This is a genomic window from Bacillus solitudinis (assembly GCF_002797395.1).
GTDB lineage: Bacteria > Bacillota > Bacilli > Bacillales > Bacillaceae_D > Halalkalibacter_A > Halalkalibacter_A solitudinis.
The window spans coordinates 4,338,958-4,363,884 of sequence record NZ_KZ454943.1; the positions used below are offsets into that span (position 1 = coordinate 4,338,958).

Sequence of the window (24,927 nt, forward strand, 5' to 3'; positions counted from 1 at the left end):
TAGCTGAAGGTTGCTTGAAGCTACAGGCAATGAACGGATTATGGTATCAAGTCTTGAAAGATTCTGAGTCTTAGAAGAAACCTCTTGTACATCAATGCTTATGTATGCATTTACTATTGGCATCCGCGCTGGTTGGCTTAAAAACTGGAAATCTTACACCGAAACAGTGACGTTTGGGTAAAATTATCGATAATGAAGGAAATATTTACGGTGTCTGCAAAGGATCTAGTTATTCTTTTACCAACTATTATTATAAAGATAATTTATCGTGGAAATAGAACGATACCGATGGAATTGGCATTATTCTATTAACCGGTATAGAAACACTTAGGATGCTGCGCGAAGGTGCGAAGTATCTTTGAAACACAAATATATTTTTACCTCCTATAATATAATAAAAATAGTATAGTATAATGGCAGAAAAAGGGGGTAAAAAAGAATGATTAAATTTTTCAGAAAGTGGTTAAAATTCACTCTAGTAAAAACGGAAACGAGGCTAGTTTTATTTTTAACCATTGCTGTTTTCTTTATTATTCTGGGTGTAAGCATTACCTCGTACCATACGTCTAAATCGGTACTGCAGGAGCAGGTAAGTGAACCCCAGCAACAAATGCTGCAAATCAGTATGGATTTTATTGATGATTACATTAATGAAAGCGATAACATCGCTATCAAGATTGCACTAAATTCTAATGTATACCAATTTTTAACTAGCGATGTGCAAAATTCTTACAACAATATCACAGCTATTTATCAGCTATTATCTACGCTTATCAACAATTCTCCGTATATTAAAAGTATTTATATCTATGACTTACAGCACGATAGTTTTGTCTCGATGCCACAAGGCTATAGCTCTAGCAAAACAACGTTTATAGACTCAGAGTGGATTGACGTTGCGGACGAGTTCGGTGATGAAATGATGCTAATAAAGAAAAGAGTTATTCCTGAGGGAGCAAAATATCGAGGGTCAGAAATTACCTTGTTTAGAAAGATTATGATTCAAGGCGAATTCAAGGGTATTGTTGCAATGAATCTCGTTCATGAAGAGCTTTTCTCACCAATCGATTCATCAAAAATTTCGAACCTAAATAGCATGCGTTTCATTTTGGATCAGAATAATGAGTTTCTTTATTCCACATCAAATCGATATTTCGAACCTGAATCGATTGAGAGGGCAATTGCAGAATTAAATGAGAAGAATTTAGGGGATATCACGTATCAAGACAAAAAATTACTGGCAAGTCAAGTGCTATCCCCCTTAACAGGCTGGAAATATGTTTCTATCGTATCTCAAGAAAGTTTACTAGAGAAATCCAAAAGAGTCGGAAATGTGGTCTTTTTTGTCTCTGTCCTAGCATTACTAATAGGTGGTATGACGATTTTTTATATTAATATGGTTGCGTTTCGACCGATTCGACGAATGAAGCAGTTGTTTAAAATGGGAGAGCAAGACAAGTCCCGTCAGGATTTAGTCCACTTAGAAGGATTAGCCGTAGAATTGTTAATGGATTATGCCAAGTTGAACCAAGTGATTCGGAAAGTTAAGACAGAGGCCTCTTCAAAGTTTTTTCATGATATTTATCATGAAAATATCACAGATCAGGAAGAAATATGTGAAAAATGGAGTGGTTATTTCCGGGAATTATCGAACAAACCGCTGATAGTCGCAATGATTTCTATTGATCATTTCTACGATTGGTCAATCAGTAATCCAAAATCGGATCATTCACTCTTAAAGTTTGCATTAGCGAATATCATCTCTGAGATTTTAGCTGAATACTCACATAATGAGTGTGTAGACTTAGGAAAAGATAAGCTTGCTATTGTTCTACATCCTGGTGAAGACATCTCTAAGTTAATGAGCACGTTCGAGGAAGCGCTTTCGACAGTTCAGAAAGTTTTGAAATTTAGTGTTTCGATTGGAATAAGTAAGCAGAAAACAGATATCAGAAAACTTAGGGAAGCTATCGTGGAGGCTGATACAGCACTTAGCAATAGACTGTATAAAGGCTACGGTAGTTTATTAAATATTGAAGATTTTACAGAGAAACCGATCCGAAATATCTCTGTAAAGGATCCTATATTGGATCAGTTAACTGAAGCGATTGATACTGGAGATAAGGAACTCTCACAAAAATTGATCGATTATATAATTAGTGAAATACAAGAGTCTCATTGTGAAAATAAATTAGCATTTACAATTCTGAGGAGAGTCGGCGAAAGTATTCATCAAATTAGCGAAGAATCAAAAAAAGACGAAGAAATGGTATTCTTCGAGCATCTTCATACGATTCATCTGCATGATATAGCGGAAGTGCTCAAGCAACAGACAAACAAACAAATTGAGGCCCTAAAAATTTCAAAAAAGGGAAAGGACTCCATTCTGAGCCAACATATGATTGATTATATGAAGAAGCACTTGGATGAACCAATTGGCATTGCAGAAATAGTAGATTCAATTGGAATTAGTGTTAGTTTAGCAAGTTCATTATTCAAAAAAGAAAAGAATGAGACGATTTACGGCTATTTTACGAATCTGAGAATGGAACACGCCGCAGAACTTTTACTTAATACAAACGAGAAAATTTCGGATATTGCATCTAGGGTAGGTTATCAGCATGAAAATAGTTTTATCCGGGCTTTTCGTAAATACAAAAATATTACCCCTGGAAAATATAGAGATGTGTTGAAAAAAAGAAAAGACATCATGTAAGGAATGATAATTATATCCTTCAAAATAATGAGTAGTTAGGTGGAATAAACAATGAATAGAAAAGACATTGTAAGCAGACATAACCCAACTATTACGAAAATTGAATCTCTTTCTCCGCTCTCAATCGGGAATGGAGAGTTTGGTTTTAGCTTTGATTTTACAGGCCTACAAACCTTTCCTGAGATGTATAAGACTCCTTTTGGCACGCAAACAAATTGGGGGTGGCATTACACGGGAGGTCCAGACGTCTATTCTAAACAAGACATTGCCTATCAAAGCTTTGAAACATACGGACGTAAAGTCGATTACCCTATGAAACCGGAAGATAAGGAAACGGCATATCATTGGTTACGTCAAAATCCTCACAGGCTGCAGCTTGGTCGTATTTCTTTTCGATTTCTCAACAAAGATGGTGAGAGTGTTGATTTGAATGACATAACAGAAATGAGTCAAGAAATGGATTTGTGGACGGGGATAGTGGAAAGTAATTTTGTTGTAGAAGGTGTTTCTGTTCAGGTAAGAACTGCGTGTCACCCAGAGCATGATATCATCGCTGTTAAAGTCTTGTCACGTCTCATTGAAGAGAAGCGATTGCAAGTGTTTACACTTTTTCCAGCGCCGGATGTCACCCATAACAATTGGGCTAAAGCTACGCATCCTTCTTGGGAGCAGGATGATCGCCATTCTACAGAGATGATATCTCTTTCTGAGAAAGCAGCTTTACTAAAACGAGAACTAGATGAAGATCACTATGATGTAAGATGGGATTGGAGCAGTGGGACGTTTACACAAACTAAAACACATGAATTTACACTAGAGGCAGATAGCCAATCGAATCAGTTCGAATTTGCCGTTTCTTTCGCAGCACAAGAACCATCATTCATTAATGTTGAGGACGTTTTTAATGATAGTAGAATGTACTGGAAATCATTTTGGATGAACGGTGCAGCGGTTGACTTCTCCGAGAGCACGGACTCAAGAGCGTTTGAACTGGAAAGAAGAATCGTTCTTTCTCAATATTTATCTGCTATTCATAGTGGAGGATCATTTCCTCCACAAGAAACAGGTTATATGTATAATAGTTGGTTTGGAAAATTTCATTTAGAAATGCATTGGTGGCACAGCGCTCACTTTCCAGTTTGGGGACGAGAAGATAAATTAGAAAAAAGCTTAGAATGGTACAGAACTATTTTACCTTTGGCGAGGGAATTGGCCACGTCTCAAGGATATTCAGGGGCAAGATGGCCAAAAATGGTCGGCATGGACGGGAAGCAAAGTCCTTCTCCAGTCGCACCAGGATTGATTTGGCAACAACCCCATCCGATGACATTAGCCGAGCTTTGCTACCAAGCTAACCAATCGGATGCGTTCTTGTCACGCTTTAAGGACATCGTATTTGAAGCGGCTGATTTCATGGTCTCATATGCTCATTGGGATGAAGAAAAAGGTGCATATATACTTGGTCCACCTCTTATTCCGGCTCAAGAGTGCCATCATATGAATGATAGTCTCAATCCCCCGTATGAACTAGAATATTGGAAATATGGTTTAGAAATAGCGATAAAGTGGGCGGAACGTTTGAACGTTAAAGCGGATCCGATGTGGTCAAAGGTAGCCAACTCTATGGCAAAGCCACCGCAAGCTAATGGGGTTTATCTAGCACACGAGAATTGTCTAACTACCTTTACTGAAAAAAACCACGATCATCCTTCAATGCTAGGGGCACTCGGGATTCTTCCAGGAACGTTGGTCGATCCGGAAATTATGAGAAATACATTAAATAAAGTAAAGGAAGTATGGGACTGGGAATCGGCATGGGGATGGGATTTTCCGATGTGTGCGATGACAGCCGCACGTCTTGGAGAGAGAGAAATGGCAATCGATTTCTTATTAATGGATGCGACGAAAAATACGTATCTTCCGAGCGGACATAATTATCAAAGACCAGGATTAACCGCATATTTACCTGGCAACGGAGGTCTTCTAACAGCTGTTGCGATGATGATTTGTGGGTGGAAGGGATCATCTAAGGAAAATTGCCCGGGATTTCCAGTAGACGGAAGATGGATTGTGAAATGGGAAGGTCTGAGAGCTCTTCTATAGATTAAACTTCTGGGGTCCAAGGTCCACACTAATAGACGTTCTATCATTTGTCTGAGTGATTTTTCTAAGCACAACCATAATTAAAATTTAGTTCTTAGTAAAAAAGGAGACTGAATATGCAAACAAATCAATGGTCTGTGAAAATAGCAGAAACAATACTATCAGAATGCAATAATGGCTACCACCCTAACATTGCAAATAAATGGGGATATGTAGGGGGGATGATGTTAAAAGCTTTCGATGTCCTTTCAGAGTGGACTGGTGAGGAAAAGTACCAACAGATGGTTCAAAGGCATATGGATTTATTTATTCAAGAGGATGGAACAGTAAAAAACTATGCAATCGAGGAATACAATTTGGATCATATTAACGAAGGGAAAAATTTGTTTTCTCTTTGGCAACGTACCGGTCAAGAAAGATATAAACAAGCCATTCAGCAGCTAGTTACACAGTTATCGGGACAGCCAAGAACGAGCCAAGGAGGATTTTGGCATAAAAAAATCTATCCTTTTCAAATGTGGCTTGATGGGGTATATATGTCATCCCCTTTTCTGGCTCAGTTTGCAAAAACATTTGATTCACCGGAGAGCTTTGACGAAGTTGCTCAGCAAATTTTGTTGATTGAAGAAAAAACGCGTAACCCCAAAAACGGACTTCTTCATCATGCATGGGATGAAAGTCGTGAGCAGCGTTGGTGTGATAAGGAGACAGGTCAATCTTTTCACATCTGGGGACGGGCGATGGGGTGGTATGCCATGGCTATTGTTGATTCTCTCGAACACTTCCCTGTGAATCACGCTAAGCGTGGTCAAATTATGGGGATTTTCGAGCGAATGGCGCATGCGATAAAGAATGTTCAGGACCAAGAGAGTGGTCTCTGGTATCAAGTCATGGATCAGAACGGACGAGAAGGAAATTATTTAGAGGCCTCGGGTTCTTGCATGCTTTCGTATGCAATAGCAAAGGGTATTCGATTAGGGTATTTATCGGGAATTAAGCAAGAGGTCGTAAACCGTGCGTACGATGGAATTCTCAAGCATTTGGTCACAGAAGATAGTCATGGCGTTCATCTTCACCAGATATGTCATGGTGCTGGACTTGGAGGAGCGAAGTATCGAGATGGCTCTTATGAGTATTATATAAGTGAGCAAGTTGTTAGCGATGTCCAAATGGGGGTTGCACCATTTTTACTAGCAAGTATTGAGATGGAGAAGTTAGAAAAATTAGATGGTTGAATACAAGCGGGGAAATTAGTCATTCCTTGTATGTACGCGGATAAAATATCAGCGAATCATTGTTATATCGACAACTAAAAACAAATTACTTCATAGTTGTAAATATGAATTGAAGCAAAGTCGGATTTGTCTAGTTAATGTTTTTATTGCACCACCGACAAAGTTACTATTCCATGATATTATTAAGCTTACAACTTTGAAGGAGATTAAAAAATGGACAATGTTAAATTACTTAATGGTATTTTTAAGGATTCACAGAAAAAAGGAAAAGAATATCTTTACTACCTTGACATTGATCGGCTAGTTGCCCCTTGTTATGAGGCTGTTTCTCAAACTCCCAAAAAGCCGCGGTATGGTGGCTGGGAATCAACGGGAATTAGCGGGCATTCAATTGGGCACTGGCTTTCAGCGGTTGCTCAAATGTATGCGGTAACAAAAGAAGAGGAGCTTAAGGAAAAATTACAATATGCTGTGGATGAGCTTGCTCATATCCAAAGCTATGATGAAGATGGATATGTTAGTGGCTTTCCTCGAGACTGCTTTGACCAGACTTTTAGCGGGGTTTTTGACGTTGAGCATTTTAGCCTGGCGGGTCAATGGGTTCCTTGGTACAGTATCCACAAGATTTATGCAGGGCTAATTGACGTCTATACACTTACCCGAAATGAAAAGGCATTAGAGGTTGTAATAAAGCTTTCGGATTGGGCAAAAAAAGGCACAGATAATCTTGATGACGAGTTATTTGAACGAATGCTCATTTGCGAACATGGTGGGATGAATGAAGCAATGGCTGATCTTTATTTAATCACGGAAAATGAGGATTATTTGAAGCTTGCGATTAGATTTTGTCATAAAGCGATACTTACCCCACTATCTAGAGGAGTCGATGACTTAGAGGGTAAACATGCCAATACTCAAATTCCAAAAGTAATTGGGGCTGCAAAACTTTATGAAATTACTGGAGAAGAACAATATAAAGAAATGGTTATTTTCTTTTGGAATGAAGTAACGAACAACCGCTCTTATATTATTGGTGGTAATAGCATCAATGAACATTTTGGACCGATAAACAATGAAAAACTTGGCATACAAACAACAGAAACATGCAATACCTATAATATGTTAAAGCTTACTGAGCATCTATTTGATTGGTCTCATCATGCAAAATACATGGACTACTACGAGAAAGCTCTTTATAATCATATTCTCGCTTCACAGGATCCGGTTTCCGGAATGAAAACCTATTTTATACCAACACAGCCCGGTCATTTCAAGGTATATTGTTCACCTGATAATTCTTTCTGGTGTTGTACGGGGACAGGGATGGAAAATCCAGCTCGATATACAAGAAACATTTATTATGAGAATGACGGGGATTTGTATGTGAATTTATTTATTGCTTCGAAACTATTAAACGAAGATGGAAAAGTAAAAATACAACAAGAAACAGATTTTCCTCGTTCAAACAAAACGAGACTTGTTATTTGGGAAAAGAATACGGACATCTCAAAGATACATATTCGAGTTCCTTATTGGGCTGCAGGAAATGTAACAGCAATTGTAAATGGCAACAATGAATTTTCTAGTTGTGAAAATGGGTATTTAACAATTGAGCGCAAATGGTCTGGCGGGGATACAATTGATATTGAGCTTCCAATGGCACTTCATACCTACACAGCAAAGGATGACCCTAAAAAAGTAGGTATCATGTACGGTCCCGTTGTTTTGGCAGGAGCGTTAGGAAGACAAGGCTATCCAGAAACAGACATTTTAGGTGACCATCTAAAATTAAACAACCATCCATTAATCGAAGTACCAAGCCTTATAGCTGATAAAGACAAGCTAAATCACTGGATTAAACCTATTGAAGGCAACTCTTTGAAATTTGAAACAGAAGCAGTGGGACAACCCGGAAATGTGAAAGTATCGCTTATCCCATTTTTTGAATTGCATCACCAACGTTATACATTATATTGGAATCTGATGAACGAAGAGACCTATAAGACATTTGTCGACAAAGAACAAGAGGAACTTGAACGGCTAAGAGCAATAACTGTTGATGAAGTTCAGCCAAATGAACAACAGCCAGAAGTAGAGCATGGCATAAAAAAAGAAAATTCAACCTCTGGTTATTTGAATATCGTACAAAAGAGTTGGCGAGAAAGCTGTGATGAAGGCTATTTCAGTTATGAAATGGCAGTTGAAGCTCATAAAAAAATGTTTCTTCAAGTTACTTATTTTGGGGGAGATCACACATTTTTTGCGCACGGAAAAAAATATGAGCGTGAATTTAATATTCTAGTTGATGGAACCGTGATTGCTAAGCAAAAACTTGAAGCTGAAAAACAGTCCGACACGATTTTCACGATTGATTATGAGATTCCTGAGTTGTTAACAAAAGGAAAGCAAAAAGTAGAAGTGAAATTTGCATCTACTGAAGGAAAAGCCGCGGGAAGGGTTTTTGGTGTTAGAATTATCAAATCTACTAGTGAAATATAAGCATATCATGATAATTTTTAGGCAAATGGCTCAATAGTTAAATACTTTCCAAACTACACAAGGGAACTAACCATTCCTCTGTGTAGTTTTTTTTCTGTTAGATTTGTGGAAATAACAGGATTATTCATTGTTCATTGGCATTCGATAATAAGCCTTTCTAAACTCCGACGGGGTTATTTTTTCATACTTTTTAAAGAGTTTCATAAAATACTTCTCATCACTAATCCCGACAGTGTACGCGATCATCTTTATACTTTCATTTGTGCGAATTAATAATTCTTTCGCTTTTGATATTTTTAGTGAATGTATATATTCTTGGAGATTCATTCCGGTGCTATTTTTGAAGATTCGTGATAAATAGTCACTATTGTAACTGAATTGTTCCGCAATCATGCTAACTGTTATATTAGTCAATGCATGAATTCGGATCCATTCCAATACGGTGGCTATTTTTTTCTCGGTGCTTGTTTTGTGAAGTGACGTATTAAAGTTTGTAATTGTTTGTTCTGAGATTTCGATAAGTAAGGAGGTCGCCAAATAGTTAACACAATAGTTGTTATAGTAACTTGCTTTAGAAACATCTAATAATTGTTTACAAAGAATTCGTATTCGGTCCACATTTTCGGGGGCTGAGTGGAGAGGTAGTAGGACAGATGAATTTGTTTCAGTTGTAGGAGAATAATGATTTGAACGAATATTTGTGACCTCTTGATCCATTTTATATGTATCGAGAATTTCAGTTGAATTCGGGAAGTAGAAATGAAACCAATAGTAAGAAGTCCCTAAACTTGAATTTTTATATCCGAAATGTAATTGTTTCGGTAATAGAAAAAAGACATCTCCTGGATTTATTTCATATTCAATACCATTTTGCTCAATAAATAACACATTGTTTATATTAATTATAATGACAAATAAATCATCTAGATGATTTCTTTTCATATGCCTCCAGGAATTATCGGTCGTAATAAATTGCCCACCATTTATGAAATTGATAGGTTTGCTTACGTCTGTTTTTATATATTCCATTTATGTTCAGCTCCCTTATTTTCTAGGAATAACTTTTTAGTTTATATTCTTATATATTAATACTTTTGTACTTATATCTTATTAAGAAAATCACTAGAAAACAAGCAGGATTATATTCTTGTACTAAGTCGGATTCATCTACCTATTATTGAACATTCACTACCGACAAATAGAAGTAGGTAGTGTTATTATTAATCCATTAACATAATCTAACAATAAAAATTTAAAAGAAGAGGAGAGTGATGAAGAAAAGAAAACAATAAATTGAATAAAATAATACATCCTATTTTTTGTAGAAATGAAAGCGCCTCCTATTTTCGGAATAGTAAAACTATTATTTGTTTAAACTGTTTTTCTGAATAATATCTCTAGTCAAATGGGCGCATTTTTGTAAGAGTTTAATAGGCTTCCAACGATCATTTTAACTTATATGTATTTAAAATCTAGGGGGATGAAAGATGAAAAGGATTGTAGCTGTTAGTTTAGTTCTTTGTTTGTTTGTTACTGCATTAGTAGGTTGTAGCAAGGATTCAAGTAATGAAGTGGCAGAAGATGGCAGTATTGTTCTTACCGGGATTATTCTGAAACATCCGCTAACAAAGAACATTTCAGAAATGGAATGGTTACAAGAAGCGGAGAAAAAGGCCGGTGTATCAATTAAGTGGGAAGAAGTTTCTGCCGATTGGGATCAGAAAAAAGGTGCTATGCTAGCTGGTGCTGACATTCCAGATATCATTGTTGGACCCAATGTTATCACAGATGCAGATTTCGCAAAATTTCCGGGTTTATTTCAAGATTTATCTGAACTAATTGACGAACATGCACCGAACGTGAAAACGATGTTTGAAGAAAAACCAGAAACAGCAATTATTGCAACCCAATTAGATGGTCAAATTCTTGGACTTCCTAAATATCAAAGGTTTTGGCCAGAAACAGCAACTAGACAATTTATTAATAAAGAATGGTTGGATAATTTGGGGTTAGAGATGCCGTCAAACTGGGATGAGCTGTATGTCGTTTTGAAAGCGTTTAAAGAACAAGATGCCAATGGTAATGGTGACCCAAGTGATGAAATCCCCATGGACTTTGCTCCAACAGGAACAACTGGATTCGGATTTTTCCAGCCTACAGTTCTTCTAGGAAGCACGGGAATAACAATATCTGGTGGAGGTGGGCAGGGTTATTTTGTTGAGGATGGTGTCGTGAAAAACTTTTTAGTAGACGACCGCTATAAAGAGCTCGTTCAATTCTTAAATAAGCTCTGGAAAGACGGATTAATTAATTCTGAAGTGTTTACACAGGATTACACAAGTTTTCAATCGATTTCTCGTGGAGAAGGTTCAAATGCAAAAGTTGGCTATACGTATGGCTGGGAGTTAACAGATAGATTAGGAAATGAGCTTTCAGCACAATATGAAGCTATGCCACAAATAAAAGTATCTGCGAATTCAACAGAAGAGGTTTCATGGAGTTACGATTATAACGAGTTAAACTATGGAATTAATATGGTTCAAATGTCTGCAGCAACCAATCATAAAGAAGAAGCAATGAAATTTATTAATGAATTGTACGATCCGAAAGTTAGTATGCAAGTTTTATTCGGGTCGCTAGGGACAAATATCTCTGAAAATGAGGATGGAACTTATACTGTTCTACCACCTGCAGATGAATCAATGGATCCTGGTACATGGAAATGGACATCAACTTGGGCTGATAACGGACCGATGTATATTGCAGATTCCCTAAACTTAGAGTTAGGAACTGATATGCAATCGGTTGGTGAGCAAACAGAACCGTTAAGGAAAGCTTTCGATTCAATCGATACCGTTAATGATGTGTATCCAGGAATGTTTGTAAAATATTCTGATGAGGATAATAACACGATGAGTTTAATCAACACGGATTTGATGAATCTAGCGATGTCTAAGTACTCTTATTGGATTACTGAAGGTGGAGTAGAGTCCGACTGGGACAAATACGTTGAACAATTGAGAACGATGGGAATCGACAAAAATATTGAAATTATGCAATCGTACTACGATGAATATGCAAAAGCGATTCAATAATTAAAGCTATGGGGTGCTATACCTATGTTAGACGGTATAGCATTTTCCATAAATAAAGGAGAATCTACTAATGGCCTTTATAAACTCTCAAACTAAAAAAGAAATAAACCTGACTAATGTCCATGTCAAAAAAAAGCCAACAATTGCTAATACTTTTAAGCGAGATTATCAGTTGTGGTTGATGGTACTTCCAGCGATCCTTTGTGTCATTATATTTAACTACATACCGATGTATGGAATTCAATTAGCTTTCCGAGAATATGACTTTACTGCAGGTATCACTGGTGGAGAATGGGTGGGTTTAAAATACTTTAGTCAATTTATTGAAAGTCATCTGTTTACTAATTTAATGAGAAATACACTATTAATTAGCTTAACAACGATTATTGTAGGTTTTCCAGCTCCTATTATATTAGCCTTGTTAATTAATCAAATTAAATTTAAGCGTGCTAAGCGAGTATTACAGACAACGGTTTACTTACCCCATTTTATTTCAATGGTTGTCCTAGTAGGGTTATTAAATGTTTTATTATCGCCAAACACAGGGATTGTTGGGCATTTAATGGATTCAATTGGGCTAGGGCATATAAACCTATTAGCCTCAACGCAAACTTTTATACCTGTATACGTTCTTTCAGATGTTTGGCAGCATGTTGGCTGGAATAGCATTATTTATCTAGCAGCACTTGCAGCCGTTGATCCGCAACTATATGATTCAGCTAAAATTGATGGAGCTAATAGATGGCAGATTATAAGAAATGTAGAGATACCAGCCATCATTCCTACGATTGTTATTTTACTAATTCTGAACATGGGTTCAATTATTAGTACGGGCTTCGAGAAAATATATCTAATGCAAAACCCACTAAATCTTCCTATCTCTGAAGTTATCGAAACCTATGTGTATAAAATCGGAATCATGTCTAATCAGTTTAGTTATGCTGCAGCGATTGGTTTGTTTAATACACTAATTAATTTTTCTTTGCTGATATTAGTGAATTACATTGCCAAAAGAACGTCAAAAATTAGTTTGTGGTAGTGTTTGACACTGTCTATCAAACTTGCAAGGAGGAAAAATCATGAGTCTTTTTAAGCATAAAAAATTATCAGATAAACTGTTTGATATTTTTGTCTATACAACATGTGCGTTAATTTTCTTGATTGTGGCTTATCCTTTGTACTTTGTGATCATTGCATCTGTCAGTGATTCAACCCTTGTTTCCACAGGCCAAGTACTATTATTTCCAAAAGGATTTAGTCTATTTGGCTACCAGGAAATCTTTCAAGATTCTAGAATATGGACGGGTTACAGAAATACAATGATTTATGCCTTTGGGGGAACGTTCGTTAACTTATTGTTAACATTACCAGCTGCATATGTTCTCTCACGATATGAATTTAAAGCAAGACGTTTATTGATGTTTTTCTTTATATTTACAATGTTTTTTAATGGAGGATTAATCCCCACCTATCTTTTAATGAGAGATTTAAATTTGGTTAACACCATGTGGGTTTTCATTCTTAATCCTGCAACTGTAAATGTCTTTAATCTGATAATTACGCGAACGTTTTTTGAACATACCATTCCTAGAGAAATGTATGAGGCCGCTTCAATTGACGGTTGCAGTCATTTTAGGTTCTTTATGAAGATCGTTATGCCTTTGTCTAAGGCAGTCATATCGGTTATTGGTTTATATTATTTAGTCTTTCACTGGAATAATTTCTTCACTGGCTTAATTTATGTTCGAGACTATAGTTTACAACCGCTACAAATTGTCTTAAGAGATATTCTTATCTCAAATCAAGTGTTTGCTGAAGGTGCGGGTAGTGGCGGGGCATCGGGAGGCTATGCGCAAAGATATGCTGACCAAATTAAATATGGAGTGATTATCGTTTCGACCTTACCAATTTTAATTGTCTATCCTTTTATACAGAAGTATTTTGAAAAAGGAGTTATGATTGGCTCGGTAAAAGGTTAACAACGTTAGAAATTGAACATCTTAGAAGCCCATGCTGGTTAAAACAGCATGGGTTATTAATTCGTCTCATGTTTTCTCATACCAAAACTTAACTCGTCAAATTCGGAGAGGAGATACTAGTAATATCTTTTTTTATAAATGATAATGAAGATATTTTCATAATTGTTAAACTGATTAAGCTAACACCGAAGACAGGAATTAATCCCGGTACTTGCATAAAGAAAAATGCAAGAATAGCCAAAGCAACAATCATAAATAAGGTTTGGAAAGGTCTGCCTATAGCTAAGATTAAAGCATATTTAAAATACTGAAATGTCTTTAAATCGAAATGAACGAGTACTGGGAATAGATACAATAAAGTAAGAAAATATACAAAAATAATCACGAATGTCATGATCGTCAAAGATAGATGTAGGAGGCTATTATCTAGTTGTTGAAGTACTCTTAAATCTATGTATAAAATAAAACCAAATAGCGATATAAGATATCCGATAAGGTTTGAGTTTAAGAACTCAGATTTATATGTACGCCAAAACAATTTAAATAGAGGTATTTCTTCTTTTTCCATAACTAATGTTCTCATAACAGTGAATAAGGCAACCGTTGCTGGAAAGACTCCGAATACAAAAAGACCAACTATCGAAAATAAAAACCAGAACAAATTTAATAGAAATAAGTTGAGTCCCCACACGCCTAAACGAATATACCATTCTGACAGATTTTTCATATGATGAGCCCCCGTAGTGAAACATAGTATACTGATTATCTTAACTAACTATTTCCTATTATAGTACTAAAAGACCTAACCTGTAAACGCTTTCAACTACAGTAAAGGCATTCGCTTTATTTTTAGTTTAAATGATTCTTGACGTTAAGGGAATTCTGGAAATACCCCATCCCTTTGATATACTTATCTAAGAGTAGGAGGGAAGTAATGAAAGAACAGTTTTATGATGCATTATTGAACATAAAAACCGGAGCTGGCAAGAAGGGATTTCAAAAGTCTGCTCATTACCATCGCTATGAGCCCACACCATATAGTGCGCTAATAGAATTATTTGCCCATTATCAACTGAAAAGTAAAGATAGAATTGTTGATTTCGGCTGCGGAAAAGGACGATTAAACTTCTATATTAACTATTTATTTGATGCAACGGTAATAGGCATCGAGATGAACAAATCCTTCTTTCAAGAATCAATTGAAAACCGAAACAGGTTTTTGAGAAAAATAAAAAAAGAGAAAGATCAGATCCACTTTCATTGTTGTTTAGCAGAAGAGTATCCGATTGATCCTTTAGACAATCGATTTTACTTTTTTAATCCTTTTTCCATTCAAGTCTTTATGAATATTGTAAATAACATATTGCTTTCTGTAGAAAAATCAAAACGCGATATAGAAATTGTTTTGTACTATCCATCAGAAGACTATGTCTATTTTCTGGACAGTTATACCTCTTTTGAGTTAAAAAAGGAAGTGGTGATTCCAGACTTATATAGCAGTAACTCCAATGAACGATTTTTAATATATGGATTGGCTTATTAGATGTAGGGTGTCACGGTTCATGTGTGACGAACGATTCGACAAATTACGGACTAGACTCCAATACACGGTAGGCATGCAAATGTAGAGTAAAACAATGAAAGGAGGGTATTTTGAAGGAACATAGTTCCTTCAAAATACCCTCTAAATTAATTAATCAGTTACAGCACCTTTTGATGCAGAAGAAACCAGTCTTGCATATTTGTTAAGAACTCCTCTTGAATAACGCAAAGGTGGCTCATGCCATTCTTTCATACGGTTGCTCATTTCTTCTACTGAAATATTAACAGAAAGTACTTGAGTCTCGCTGTCGATGGTAATCATATCGTCATTTTTCAATAATGCAATCGGGCCACCAACTTGCGCCTCTGGTGAAACATGGCCGACGACTAATCCGTGCGTTCCTCCGGAAAAGCGACCATCAGTGATTAAGCCAACTTTTTCCCCTAAGCCTTTGCCAACGATAATTCCGGTAATCGATAACATCTCGGACATTCCGGGCCCGCCTTTTGGTCCCGAATAACGAATAACAACAATATCCCCAGCTTGGATCTCATCATCCAAAACAGCCTTTGTTGCTTCTGGCTCAGAATCAAACACTTTTGCGGGGCCTGTAATCTTTTTGATTTTGAGACCCGACATTTTTGCGATGCCACCTTCAGGAGCTAAATTTCCTCTTAAGACAAAAAGCGGTCCTGACTCCCGAATCGGATTATCGAATGGTCGAATAATGACTTGTCCCTCTTTGAGAGGGGGTTGTTCGGATAAGTTCTCCGCTAAAGTTTTTCCAGTAACAGTTAGACAATCACCATGAAGCAATTCTTTCTCAAGAAGAAGTTTCATCACTCCCGACACTCCTCCTACTGAATGGAGGTCATGCATCACGTAATGTCCACTTGGTTTTAAATCAGCTAAATGAGGGACCCTTTTACGGATACGTTCAAAGTCATCAAGCGTTAAATCAACATCAACCGAGTGGGCGATGGCAAGCAGGTGAAGAAACGCATTGGTTGATCCTCCTAATGCCATAACCACGGTAATCGCGTTTTCAAACGCTTTCTTAGTCATAATATCTTTTGGATAAATTCCCTTACGAAGCAGTTCAACAACGGCTTCCCCAGAATCATGACAATCATCTAGCTTTTCTGAGGTTATAGCTGGGTTGGATGCACTTCCTGGTAAACTCATTCCCATTGCTTCGATGGCAGAGGCCATTGTATTGGCTGTATACATTCCACCGCATGAACCCGCCCCTGGGCAAGCATGACATTCAATATCTCTTAAGACTTCCTTATCAATTGTGCCAGCTCTGTACTGACCAACCGCTTCAAAAACGGACACAATATCAATATCTTTCCCTTCTTTAGATTTACCAGGTGCAATTGTCCCACCATATACAAACACTGCAGGAACGTTCAAGCGACCAATTGCGATCATACAGCCAGGCATATTCTTATCGCAGCCACCAATTGCCACTAATCCATCTAGTCGCTCTGCACCCATCACGGTTTCAATTGAATCAGCGATAACCTCGCGACTAGGTAGTGAATATCGCATGCCCTCATGCCCCATAGAAATACCATCGGACACTGTGATTGTGTTAAAGATAATTGGGGAACCTTCGGCCTTTTTTGCGCCTTCTTTTGCTTTGATGGCTAACTTATCAATATGGATGTTGCAAGGTGTTACCTCGCTCCATGTACTAGCAATACCGATCATTGGTTTCTTGAAATCTTCATCTTTAAACCCTGTAGCTCGTAGCATGGCACGGTTGGGGGAGCGGTTTTCCCCCTCACTAATATCGATGCTTCGGATTCTTAAGTCATTTTCTTCGCTCATTTTCATTCTCCTTTCAGAGAGACTAACAATATATCTTCCCTATTTATTTCATCTTTAAACATAGAATTATTTAACTGATGGAGAAAGGTGTTCTAATCTGCGTAGTATTTTGTGAAAGAAGAAAAGAATCATATTCAGGAAGAAGGTTTAACTGAATATAGATACTTTTATCTCTAGTTCTTATATAATAGAAGAAAAAGTTGGTGGGATATGAAAATTTATACATTGCAAAAAAATCGACTCATTGATTATACCTATATTCTTGGTTTATCCCTTATCATTGCTGCGATTGTCTACTTTTTTGCTGCTAATTGGGGCGGATTTAATCGCGAAACAAAAATAGTGTTAATTTCATTGCTGATATTGAGTTTTTATGGATGTTCTTTTTTATTTGGCTGGATGTTACAAAAGCGACCCTTAGTGGATGATGTTTATGAGTATGCGGGTATTTACTTTAAGAATGGAAAACCGAACATACCTTATGAACCGTCAGAACGAGATGTTATCATTAATACGAAGGCGAATGGATGGGGAAGTTTTATTTACGGAATCGAAAGCTATTTTGTCGAAGAAGGTACAGGTATCGATGTGGAACAGAATGTGACACATGCTTATGTTAGAGTTGCCACAACGGGAAATAGTTTATTAGTTGAACTTGAATAAAGATTTATTTAATTATGGAAGCCAAGATGTTTCGTGGACAGAGAGGGTATAATGCATAGGAAGGACTCTTGGTTACATAATAGAAATGATATTTAAATAAAAATGAGGTCATTATATGGTACAGAAAACTTATCAAGATTATCAATTAAGCGAAGAAATACTAAAGGCATTGCACAAATTAAACTATAAACATCCAACTGATGTTCAAGCAGAAGTCATTCCAGTTGCATTATTAAAGAAAGATTTAATTGTAAAATCACAAACGGGGAGTGGAAAAACAGCTTCGTTTGGCATCCCAATTTGTGAGATGGTTGATTGGGAAGAAAATAAGCCACAAGCGTTAATTTTAACACCAACGCGCGAACTTGCGGCACAAGTAAAAGAAGACATTACGAATATCGGTCGGTTCAAACGAATTAAAGCAACAGCTATTTATGGAAAACAACCGTTCAATACACAAAAAAATGAATTAAAACAAAAATCCCATGTTGTCGTTGGTACGCCGGGTAGAGTTCTTGATCATATTCAAAAAGGGACCCTTGTCGTTGAACGCTTAAATTTTCTAATTATTGATGAAGCCGATGAAATGCTAAATATGGGATTTATTGAGCAGGTAGAAGCGATTATACAGGAACTTCCTAGTGACAGAGTAACGATGTTGTTTTCGGCAACATTACCCGAAGATATCAATAACCTTAGTAAGAAGTACATGAAGAATCCGGAGCATATCGAAAGGAAGGCATCAGGTCTTACTACAGATAAAATCGAACACTATCTTTTGGAGATAGATGAAAAGGAAAAATACTCTCTTTTGAAAGATGTAACAACGGTTGAAAACCCTGATAGTTGCATCATTTTTTGTAGAACACAAGAACAAGTCGACTTCTTGTCGAGACAATTAACTCGAGATAATTATCCGTGTGATAAAATCCATGGTGGTCTTATTCAAGAAGACCGGTTTGCGGTTATGGATGATTTCAAAAGAGGGGAATTCAGCTATTTAATCGCGACGGATGTCGCCGCAAGAGGAATTGATATTGATAGTGTTACACACGTCATTAATTACGACATACCACTTGAAAAAGAGAGTTATGTCCATCGAACTGGGAGAACGGGAAGGGCCGGCAAAACTGGAAAAGCCCTTACATTCATAACACCGAACGAGAAAAGGTATCTTGCAGACATAGAGGACTATATTGGCTTTCAATTACTTAAACTTTCTCGACCTTCTAGAGCAGAAGTAGGAAGTGCAAGACATTCGTTTGAACAAAAACTAAACGCTAGTCCAATTATAAAAAAAGATAAAAGTGATCAGTTAAATCAAGATATTATGAAGCTCTATTTTAATGGGGGAAAGAAAAAGAAGATTAGAGCAGTTGACTTTGTGGGGACAATTACCAAAATAGAAGGACTCAGTGCTGATGATATTGGCATTATTACAATTCAGGAAAATGTCTCCTATGTAGATATTTTAAATGGAAAAGGTCCACTTGTTTTAAATGCTATGAAGAATACGACAATAAAGGGAAAGCAATTAAAGGTTCATAAAGCGAAGAAGTAAACTTTGATCCTATAAATAAAAACAGCTCAACCGGTTGTCTAATCTCGGTTGAGTTGTTTTAAATTTAAAGAAACGTAAAGGGTGGAAGAGAGAACTATAAAGCTTGTGCTCGATTAAGTTTCGTTTTTGGTAATTTCCATTGATAATGCAAGGATACGAGCCTTAACACGACGATTATTGTAAATAATAGGTATAATTCAATCCCGTTCTTAAATACATTAAATCCAATTAATAGACCAGCGAGCATCGCCCACATTGCATAGATTTCACTCGTGAAAATTAGTGGCTGCCTTCTAGCAAGTAGGTCTCGTATTACACCACCACCGGTACCAGTTAAAACTGCTGCTACGATAATCGCACTGATTGGATGACCCATTTCCTTCGCATAGAGTGCGCCTTGAATAGCAAACGCAGCCAATCCCATCGCGTCAAATGAATTCCCCCAACGATTCCAATGTTTCATTAATGGTTGTGGAAATAAGAATAATAGAGTAATCGCAATGAATGCAATAAAAAATAATGTCCCTTGCTCCCAGAGTGCGGAAACAGGAACTCCAATTAGTAAATTTCGAATAGCTCCTCCGCCGAAAGCACAGCAAAAGCCTAATGCGTACACGCCAAGTAAGTCATAATCACATTCTTTATCAAGAGCAACCATTGCTCCGCTCAAACCGAATGCAATCGTTCCAATTATATTTAATACGTCCCAAACCAAGTCGACACCAACCTTTATGTTTACCTAGATGTTAGATCTTCTACAATTATTATATAGGAAAATAGCACAAAATCAATTTACTTCTACTAAACTAACAGGAAAATTTAATAATATTTATGTTTCAGCAAAGTGTAAACGTTTGCTTTAAATAAAAGAAGAACCTATTATATGTAAAGGAGGCGATAGAATGCAAAACTTTGTATTTCAAAATGCGACAAAAATCATTTTTGGTCAAGAAACTGAGCAGTTAGTTGGAGAAGAATCCGTTCAGTATGGAAGTAAAATCCTTCTGCATTATGGTGGAGGAAGTATTAAAGAAAGTGGTCTATATGAAAGAGTCGTTGATTCATTACATAACCAAGGAATTGAAATTATAGAGTTAGGTGGGGTTAAGCCCAATCCGCGTGTAAGTCTTGTTAGGGAAGGGGTGGCCCTTTGTAAGCAACATAACGTTGAATTTATTCTTGCTGTTGGCGGAGGTAGTGTAATCGATTCAGCAAAGGCAATTGCTGCAGGGGTTCATTATGAAGGGGATGTGTGGGACTTCTTTGAAGGAAAAAGCCCCGTTACGGATTGTTTACCAATCGGTGTAATTTTAACAATACCTGCTGCAGGTAGTGAAAGTAGCGGAGGAACGGTCATCACGAATGAAGATGGTTTATATAAACGAGCCGTAGGACACGAATTAATGAGACCTATGTTCGCAATTTTAAATCCAGTGCTTACATACACATTGCCAGTGTATCAAACAGCTTGCGGAATAACTGATATGATTGCTCATATATTGGAACGATATTTCACTAATGAAAAAAATGTTGACCTTACCGATCGCCTATGTGAGGCAACTTTAAAAACAATCATTAAAAATGCTCATACAGTCATTTCAGACCCGACGAACTATGAAGCGAGAGCAGAAATTATGTGGGCTGGTACCCTTGCTCATAACGATCTATTAGGAACAGGAAGAATTGGGGATTGGGGGAGCCATGATATTGAACATGAAATAAGTGGTATATATGATATTACTCATGGTGCTGGTCTAGCGATTATTTTTCCCGCATGGATGAAATATGTTTATAAACATGATGTTAATCGATTTGTACAATTTGCGAACCGAGTTTGGGATGTGGAAATTGATTTGAATCATTTAGAAAAAACAGCCCTTGAAGGAATTAAGAAAACAGAACAGTTCTTCCAATCAATTGGGATGCCTATAACGTTATCTGAAGCAAATATTGATGAAACGCATTTCGAGGAAATGGCTAGAAAAGCGACAGAAAGAAGTCCTTTAGGAAATTTTATTAAATTAAAGAAATCTGATGTTTTCGAAATTTATAAGTTAGCTAAATAAGAAGTAGCGCCTCCACTACAGTATGTGTGCGAGGCTTTATATTAAATTATTAATTAAATATAGGTAAACATTTAGATGAAAATAAGGTAATATATATATATTGCAATTGAAATCAAGAATTATATTGGCAAAACTTTCGAAAGGGAGTGACGCAAAGCTACGGGCCTAAATCTATGACACGGCCGCCGGGTTGCCGAATGTTCTAAAAGAAACCTTTGGCATATAAGGTTTCTTTTTTTATGTAAATGAGGTAAAATTACTTGATTGAATCAAATTGGCTGAATTTTCCATGTTCTAAAAAAGGATTATATCATTGTAAAGATGGTGATTTAATGAAAACAGAAGTGATTGGGGAGACCAATAAATCAAACCGGTCAATGATTTATAAAAAAACTAACCGGAGTCATCATAAGGAGCTAGAGAAACAATTTTATTCCTTGTTTGAGCATAACCCACACAGTGTATTTTCACTAGATTCTAATGGTCATGTGACGAGTTTTAATCAAAATTGTCTTACTTTAACAGGTTTTACCGAAGAAGAACTTTCTAAGTTTGAATATGTTATTGAATTAGTCATATCAAATCAACAGGAAACGGTGAAAGTTTTTTTAGAAAAAGTAAAGCAAGGAGAACCTCAAAACTTCCGAACCGATATCGTACATAAAGATGGAAACCTTGTCCATGTTAACCTAACGTTAGTTCCGAGTTTTGACGATGAAAATATTATCGGAATATTCGGTATTTGCGAAAATATTACAAAACTTGTTGAAACAGAGCGTGCTCTAGAGAAGCTAGCATTCTATGATCCACTCACAGGGTTACCAAATCAATCGATGCTTATGACAAAATTTTCAAATGAACTTCGCGAGATGAAAGAAAATCACCAACAGATGTCTGCATTATTTATCGATCTTGACCGCTTTAAAGGAATTAACGATACCCTTGGTCATAACGTTGGGGATCTATTATTATTAGAGGTCACAAAACGTTTAAAATCAATCATTAAACACATCGATGTTCTAGCTAGACAAAGTGGAGATGAATTTATTATTCTGTTAAAGAATTCAGATAGGACAATTGCGACTAATGTTGCTAATCGAATAGTAAATATATTTTCCAAGCCTATTTTCATCGAACATTATAGTTTATTTACCACGCCGAGTATAGGAATCAGTTTGTTTCCTGAAGATGGTGAGTCGATGGAAGCTTTAATCAAGCATGCTGAGTTTGCGATGTATCAAACAAAAAAAGCTGGGAAAAGGAATTTTTCTTTTTATTCATCAGTTGACCATAATTTAAAAATGAACCCATTCAAAATGGAAATGGACCTCCATCAAGCATTAGAACGGCAAGAATTAGTTTTGCACTATCAGCCTAAAGTTAACTTAGTTACAGGGAACCTTGTCGGGGTAGAAGCATTAATTCGTTGGGATTCATTTCAATTTGGTCAGGTTTTGCCAAATGATTTTATTCCAATGGCTGAAGAGACAGGTTTAATTATTTCCATTGGAGAATGGGCGTTAAGAGAGGCTTGTCAGCAAAATAAAGCGTGGCAGCAAGAGGGATTTTATACAGTTGTCTCCGTTAATATTTCCCCACATCAGTTTGTTGAAGAGGATTTAGTACAAATGATTTCAAATGTCCTTGAAGATACAAAGCTAGAACCTCATTATTTAGAAATTGAAATTTCCGAAAGCATGACCGGTGATAAAGAGCGGACCATTTCCATTTTGCAAAAGCTTAAACAATTAGGAATACTGATTAGTATTGATGACTTTGGAAAAGGGAATAGTTCATTAAATGATTTAAAACAACTTCCTGTTGATTCGTTAAAAATTGACCAATCCTTCGTAAACGGACTTGCTCGCAATCCAAATGACGAGGCGTTAGTAAAATCGATTATTTCACTCGCCCATCACTTTCGTTTAAGTGTAGTAGCTGAGGGTATTGAGACTAAGGAGCAACTTAGATTTTTACAACAACATTTATGTGTGGAGGGGCAGGGCTTCTTTTTTAGTAAACCACTACCCGGCACAAAGTTGTTAGAGCAAATTGAAGAGGTTCAAAAGGTTGTTGCAGAAAATGGAATTTCTCAAGATGATAATGAACAAATCTGGGTCGAAAAACTTTTGCAACAAGCCAAAAATGAACTAAATCAAACGGTCCGTCTCCAACAAGGAATGATCTTTAAATTTAAAAAAGTAAACGAGCGATTTATCCATACACTTTGTGATGGTGAGCTAATGTATCGTTTAGGTTTTGTACAAGAGGATGTGGTTGGAAAGGAATTACATGAAAGCCTTTCTGTGGACTTATTTGAAGAAAAATTAATTTATTATCAACAGGCATGGGATGGGGCCGAGAACGTTACATATGAGGGTGAAATTAATGGGATTTGTTTTGTTATAGCACTTCGTCCGATAAAACGCGGTGGTGAGGTTGTAGAAGTGATAGGGTCTTGTGTTGACATTACCGATCGTAAAAAAACTGAAAAAGCTTTGATTGAAAGTGAAATCAAGTACCGTTTGATTGCTGAAAACATGACAGATATTATTATTCTTTTTGATACGCTTGGGAATAGTGTCTATGTTTCTCCTTCCTACGGGTCTGTTTTAGGATTGCCTAAAACAAACACTGAAAAAATAAGTATTTTGCAGCGAATTCATACTGAAGATATTAGCCATGTTGAAGACCAATTCCAACACATCATTGAAAACCAAGAATCAGCTGAAATTGAATTCCGTTTCATTCATTCGTCTGGAGAGGAAAGATTGATAGAATGTGTTGGTACACCTGTGATAGCAGATAACGGAAAGGTAAAGCATGTTATGGTGGTTGGACGAGATATTACTGAAAAACGAGCGTCCGAGGAACGATTGTGGCAAACGGAGAAACTGTCGTTAGTTGGGGAACTTGCTGCAGGTGTTGCACACGAAATCAGAAATCCAATTACCTCAATTAAAGGGTTTATTCAATTAATTCAACAAGGTCAAGTTAAGGATGAGTATTTTGATATTATTTTGCCGGAATTTACGCGCGTGGAAAGTATAATTAAGGAATTTCTATCTCTTGCTAAACCACAAGAGATAAAACTTAACGAAGTGTTTATGACTCAGTTATTAGGTGAAGTAGAAACGTTGTTAGAATCGGAAGCACATCTGAGAAATGTTCAGTTTGTTCAGTCAATTGACAATGAATTACCTGCCATAATGTGTGACCAAAATCAAATAAAACAAGTGTTGATAAATATAGTGAAAAATAGCATTGATGCCTTACCTTCAGGAGGAATTATTGCCTTCAAACTTTACAAAGAAGGGAAGTACTTGGTGATTGAAATTAGTGATAATGGGATTGGTATTAGTCCGGAGCGCATGCGAAGACTCGGAGAACCATTTTATAGTAATAAGGAAAAAGGGACGGGGTTAGGTTTAATGCTTTGCTACAGGATTGTCCGCAAACATCATGGGAAAATGAAGATAGAGAGTCAAGAGCATAAAGGAACATCAGTAACGATTCGTTTACCATTTTATGTACAAGTGATATAGCTCAAGATCTGGGTTGTCTCAAAAGGTAAAACAACCTTTTGGGACGACTCTTTATTTTTGTTAAAATCAAAATTTCAAGTGTGCGG

16 protein-coding genes and 1 riboswitch are annotated in these 24,927 nt (G+C 36.7%); of the genes, 12 read left to right on the plus strand and 4 right to left on the minus strand.

Going from position 1 to position 24,927, the window contains the following annotated elements; translation table 11 throughout:
• Nucleotides 1–439 precede the first annotated feature (439 nt).
• The 4 genes from CEF19_RS21305 (at nt 440) to CEF19_RS21320 (ending at nt 8,553) form a co-directional block, all read left to right on the plus strand.
• Nucleotides 440–2,716: a helix-turn-helix domain-containing protein gene (locus tag CEF19_RS21305; protein ID WP_100407904.1), complete on the plus strand. Its 2,277-nt coding sequence runs from the start codon at nt 440–442 to the stop codon at nt 2,714–2,716.
• 51 nt (nt 2,717–2,767) lie between these two features.
• The gene (locus CEF19_RS21310; RefSeq protein WP_100407905.1) at nt 2,768–4,819 is read left to right on the plus strand and encodes a glycoside hydrolase family 65; all 2,052 of its coding nucleotides are present in this window, start codon (nt 2,768–2,770) and stop codon (nt 4,817–4,819) included.
• A 116-nt stretch (nt 4,820–4,935) separates the two neighbouring features.
• Nucleotides 4,936–6,054, plus strand: a complete 1,119-nt coding sequence (locus CEF19_RS21315; RefSeq protein ID WP_100407906.1) for a glycoside hydrolase family 88/105 protein — start codon at nt 4,936–4,938, stop codon at nt 6,052–6,054.
• A gap of 213 nt (nt 6,055–6,267) precedes the next feature.
• A complete protein-coding gene (locus CEF19_RS21320) occupies nt 6,268–8,553 on the plus strand; it encodes a glycoside hydrolase family 127 protein (RefSeq protein ID WP_100407907.1) in 2,286 nt (761 codons plus the stop codon).
• 120 nt (nt 8,554–8,673) lie between these two features.
• Here the strand turns inward: CEF19_RS21320 and CEF19_RS21325 are convergent, their stop codons facing one another.
• On the minus strand, nt 8,674–9,582 hold the full coding sequence (locus CEF19_RS21325) for an AraC family transcriptional regulator (protein ID WP_100407908.1): 909 nt from the start codon (nt 9,580–9,582) through the stop codon (nt 8,674–8,676).
• Nucleotides 9,583–10,040: 458 nt separating this feature from the next.
• Here CEF19_RS21325 and CEF19_RS21330 point away from each other — a divergent pair, with 458 nt between their 5' ends.
• From CEF19_RS21330 to CEF19_RS21340, 3 genes are all read left to right on the plus strand, one after another.
• A complete protein-coding gene (locus CEF19_RS21330; RefSeq protein ID WP_100407909.1) occupies nt 10,041–11,648 on the plus strand; it encodes an extracellular solute-binding protein in 1,608 nt (535 codons plus the stop codon).
• Nucleotides 11,649–11,829: 181 nt separating this feature from the next.
• Nucleotides 11,830–12,687: an ABC transporter permease gene (locus CEF19_RS21335; protein ID WP_227522123.1), complete on the plus strand. Its 858-nt coding sequence runs from the start codon at nt 11,830–11,832 to the stop codon at nt 12,685–12,687.
• A gap of 40 nt (nt 12,688–12,727) precedes the next feature.
• A complete protein-coding gene (locus CEF19_RS21340; protein ID WP_100407911.1) occupies nt 12,728–13,627 on the plus strand; it encodes a carbohydrate ABC transporter permease in 900 nt (299 codons plus the stop codon).
• A gap of 88 nt (nt 13,628–13,715) precedes the next feature.
• On the opposite strand, the gene CEF19_RS21345 is transcribed toward CEF19_RS21340, so the two are convergent.
• Nucleotides 13,716–14,354, minus strand: coding sequence for a YesL family protein (locus tag CEF19_RS21345; protein WP_100407912.1), 639 nt, complete (start codon nt 14,352–14,354; stop codon nt 13,716–13,718).
• Between the two features lie 207 nt (nt 14,355–14,561).
• Here CEF19_RS21345 and CEF19_RS21350 point away from each other — a divergent pair, with 207 nt between their 5' ends.
• The gene (locus CEF19_RS21350) at nt 14,562–15,170 is read left to right on the plus strand and encodes a class I SAM-dependent methyltransferase (protein WP_100407913.1); all 609 of its coding nucleotides are present in this window, start codon (nt 14,562–14,564) and stop codon (nt 15,168–15,170) included.
• Nucleotides 15,171–15,320: 150 nt separating this feature from the next.
• Here the strand turns inward: CEF19_RS21350 and ilvD are convergent, their stop codons facing one another.
• The gene (gene ilvD / locus CEF19_RS21355; RefSeq protein ID WP_100407914.1) at nt 15,321–17,012 is read right to left on the minus strand and encodes a dihydroxy-acid dehydratase; all 1,692 of its coding nucleotides are present in this window, start codon (nt 17,010–17,012) and stop codon (nt 15,321–15,323) included.
• Nucleotides 17,013–17,216: 204 nt separating this feature from the next.
• Between ilvD and CEF19_RS21360 the strand changes: the two genes are divergently transcribed.
• Nucleotides 17,217–17,669 carry a GDYXXLXY domain-containing protein gene (locus CEF19_RS21360; protein ID WP_100407915.1) on the plus strand — a complete coding sequence of 151 codons (453 nt, stop codon included), beginning with the start codon at nt 17,217–17,219 and terminating at the stop codon, nt 17,667–17,669.
• Nucleotides 17,670–17,784: 115 nt separating this feature from the next.
• Nucleotides 17,785–19,230, plus strand: coding sequence for a DEAD/DEAH box helicase (locus CEF19_RS21365; RefSeq protein ID WP_100407916.1), 1,446 nt, complete (start codon nt 17,785–17,787; stop codon nt 19,228–19,230).
• Between the two features lie 94 nt (nt 19,231–19,324).
• Here CEF19_RS21365 and CEF19_RS21370 read toward each other — a convergent pair whose 3' ends face one another.
• Complete coding sequence (locus CEF19_RS21370) at nt 19,325–19,945, minus strand: trimeric intracellular cation channel family protein (RefSeq protein WP_100407917.1); 621 nt, start codon at nt 19,943–19,945, stop codon at nt 19,325–19,327.
• 187 nt (nt 19,946–20,132) lie between these two features.
• Here CEF19_RS21370 and CEF19_RS21375 point away from each other — a divergent pair, with 187 nt between their 5' ends.
• Together CEF19_RS21375 and CEF19_RS21380 are read left to right on the plus strand one after the other, a co-directional pair.
• A complete protein-coding gene (locus tag CEF19_RS21375; protein ID WP_100407918.1) occupies nt 20,133–21,296 on the plus strand; it encodes an iron-containing alcohol dehydrogenase in 1,164 nt (387 codons plus the stop codon).
• Between the two features lie 116 nt (nt 21,297–21,412).
• A riboswitch (cyclic di-GMP riboswitch) is annotated at nt 21,413–21,494 on the plus strand.
• Between the two features lie 62 nt (nt 21,495–21,556).
• Complete coding sequence (locus tag CEF19_RS21380) at nt 21,557–24,841, plus strand: EAL domain-containing protein (RefSeq protein WP_100407919.1); 3,285 nt, start codon at nt 21,557–21,559, stop codon at nt 24,839–24,841.
• Nucleotides 24,842–24,927 lie beyond the last annotated feature (86 nt).

Bases quoted from the DNA above. Each gene is read 5' to 3' on its own strand.
- CEF19_RS21305 (WP_100407904.1), top strand. From the start codon at position 440: ATGATTAAATTTTTCAGAAAGTGGTTAAAATTCACTCTAGTAAAAACG.
- CEF19_RS21310 (WP_100407905.1), top strand. From the start codon at position 2,768: ATGAATAGAAAAGACATTGTAAGCAGACATAACCCAACTATTACGAAA.
- CEF19_RS21315 (WP_100407906.1), top strand. From the start codon at position 4,936: ATGCAAACAAATCAATGGTCTGTGAAAATAGCAGAAACAATACTATCA.
- CEF19_RS21320 (WP_100407907.1), top strand. From the start codon at position 6,268: ATGGACAATGTTAAATTACTTAATGGTATTTTTAAGGATTCACAGAAA.
- CEF19_RS21325 (WP_100407908.1), bottom strand. From the start codon at position 9,582: ATGGAATATATAAAAACAGACGTAAGCAAACCTATCAATTTCATAAAT.
- CEF19_RS21330 (WP_100407909.1), top strand. From the start codon at position 10,041: ATGAAAAGGATTGTAGCTGTTAGTTTAGTTCTTTGTTTGTTTGTTACT.
- CEF19_RS21335 (WP_227522123.1), top strand. From the start codon at position 11,830: ATGGTACTTCCAGCGATCCTTTGTGTCATTATATTTAACTACATACCG.
- CEF19_RS21340 (WP_100407911.1), top strand. From the start codon at position 12,728: ATGAGTCTTTTTAAGCATAAAAAATTATCAGATAAACTGTTTGATATT.
- CEF19_RS21345 (WP_100407912.1), bottom strand. From the start codon at position 14,354: ATGAAAAATCTGTCAGAATGGTATATTCGTTTAGGCGTGTGGGGACTC.
- CEF19_RS21350 (WP_100407913.1), top strand. From the start codon at position 14,562: ATGAAAGAACAGTTTTATGATGCATTATTGAACATAAAAACCGGAGCT.
- ilvD (WP_100407914.1), bottom strand. From the start codon at position 17,012: ATGAAAATGAGCGAAGAAAATGACTTAAGAATCCGAAGCATCGATATT.
- CEF19_RS21360 (WP_100407915.1), top strand. From the start codon at position 17,217: ATGAAAATTTATACATTGCAAAAAAATCGACTCATTGATTATACCTAT.
- CEF19_RS21365 (WP_100407916.1), top strand. From the start codon at position 17,785: ATGGTACAGAAAACTTATCAAGATTATCAATTAAGCGAAGAAATACTA.
- CEF19_RS21375 (WP_100407918.1), top strand. From the start codon at position 20,133: ATGCAAAACTTTGTATTTCAAAATGCGACAAAAATCATTTTTGGTCAA.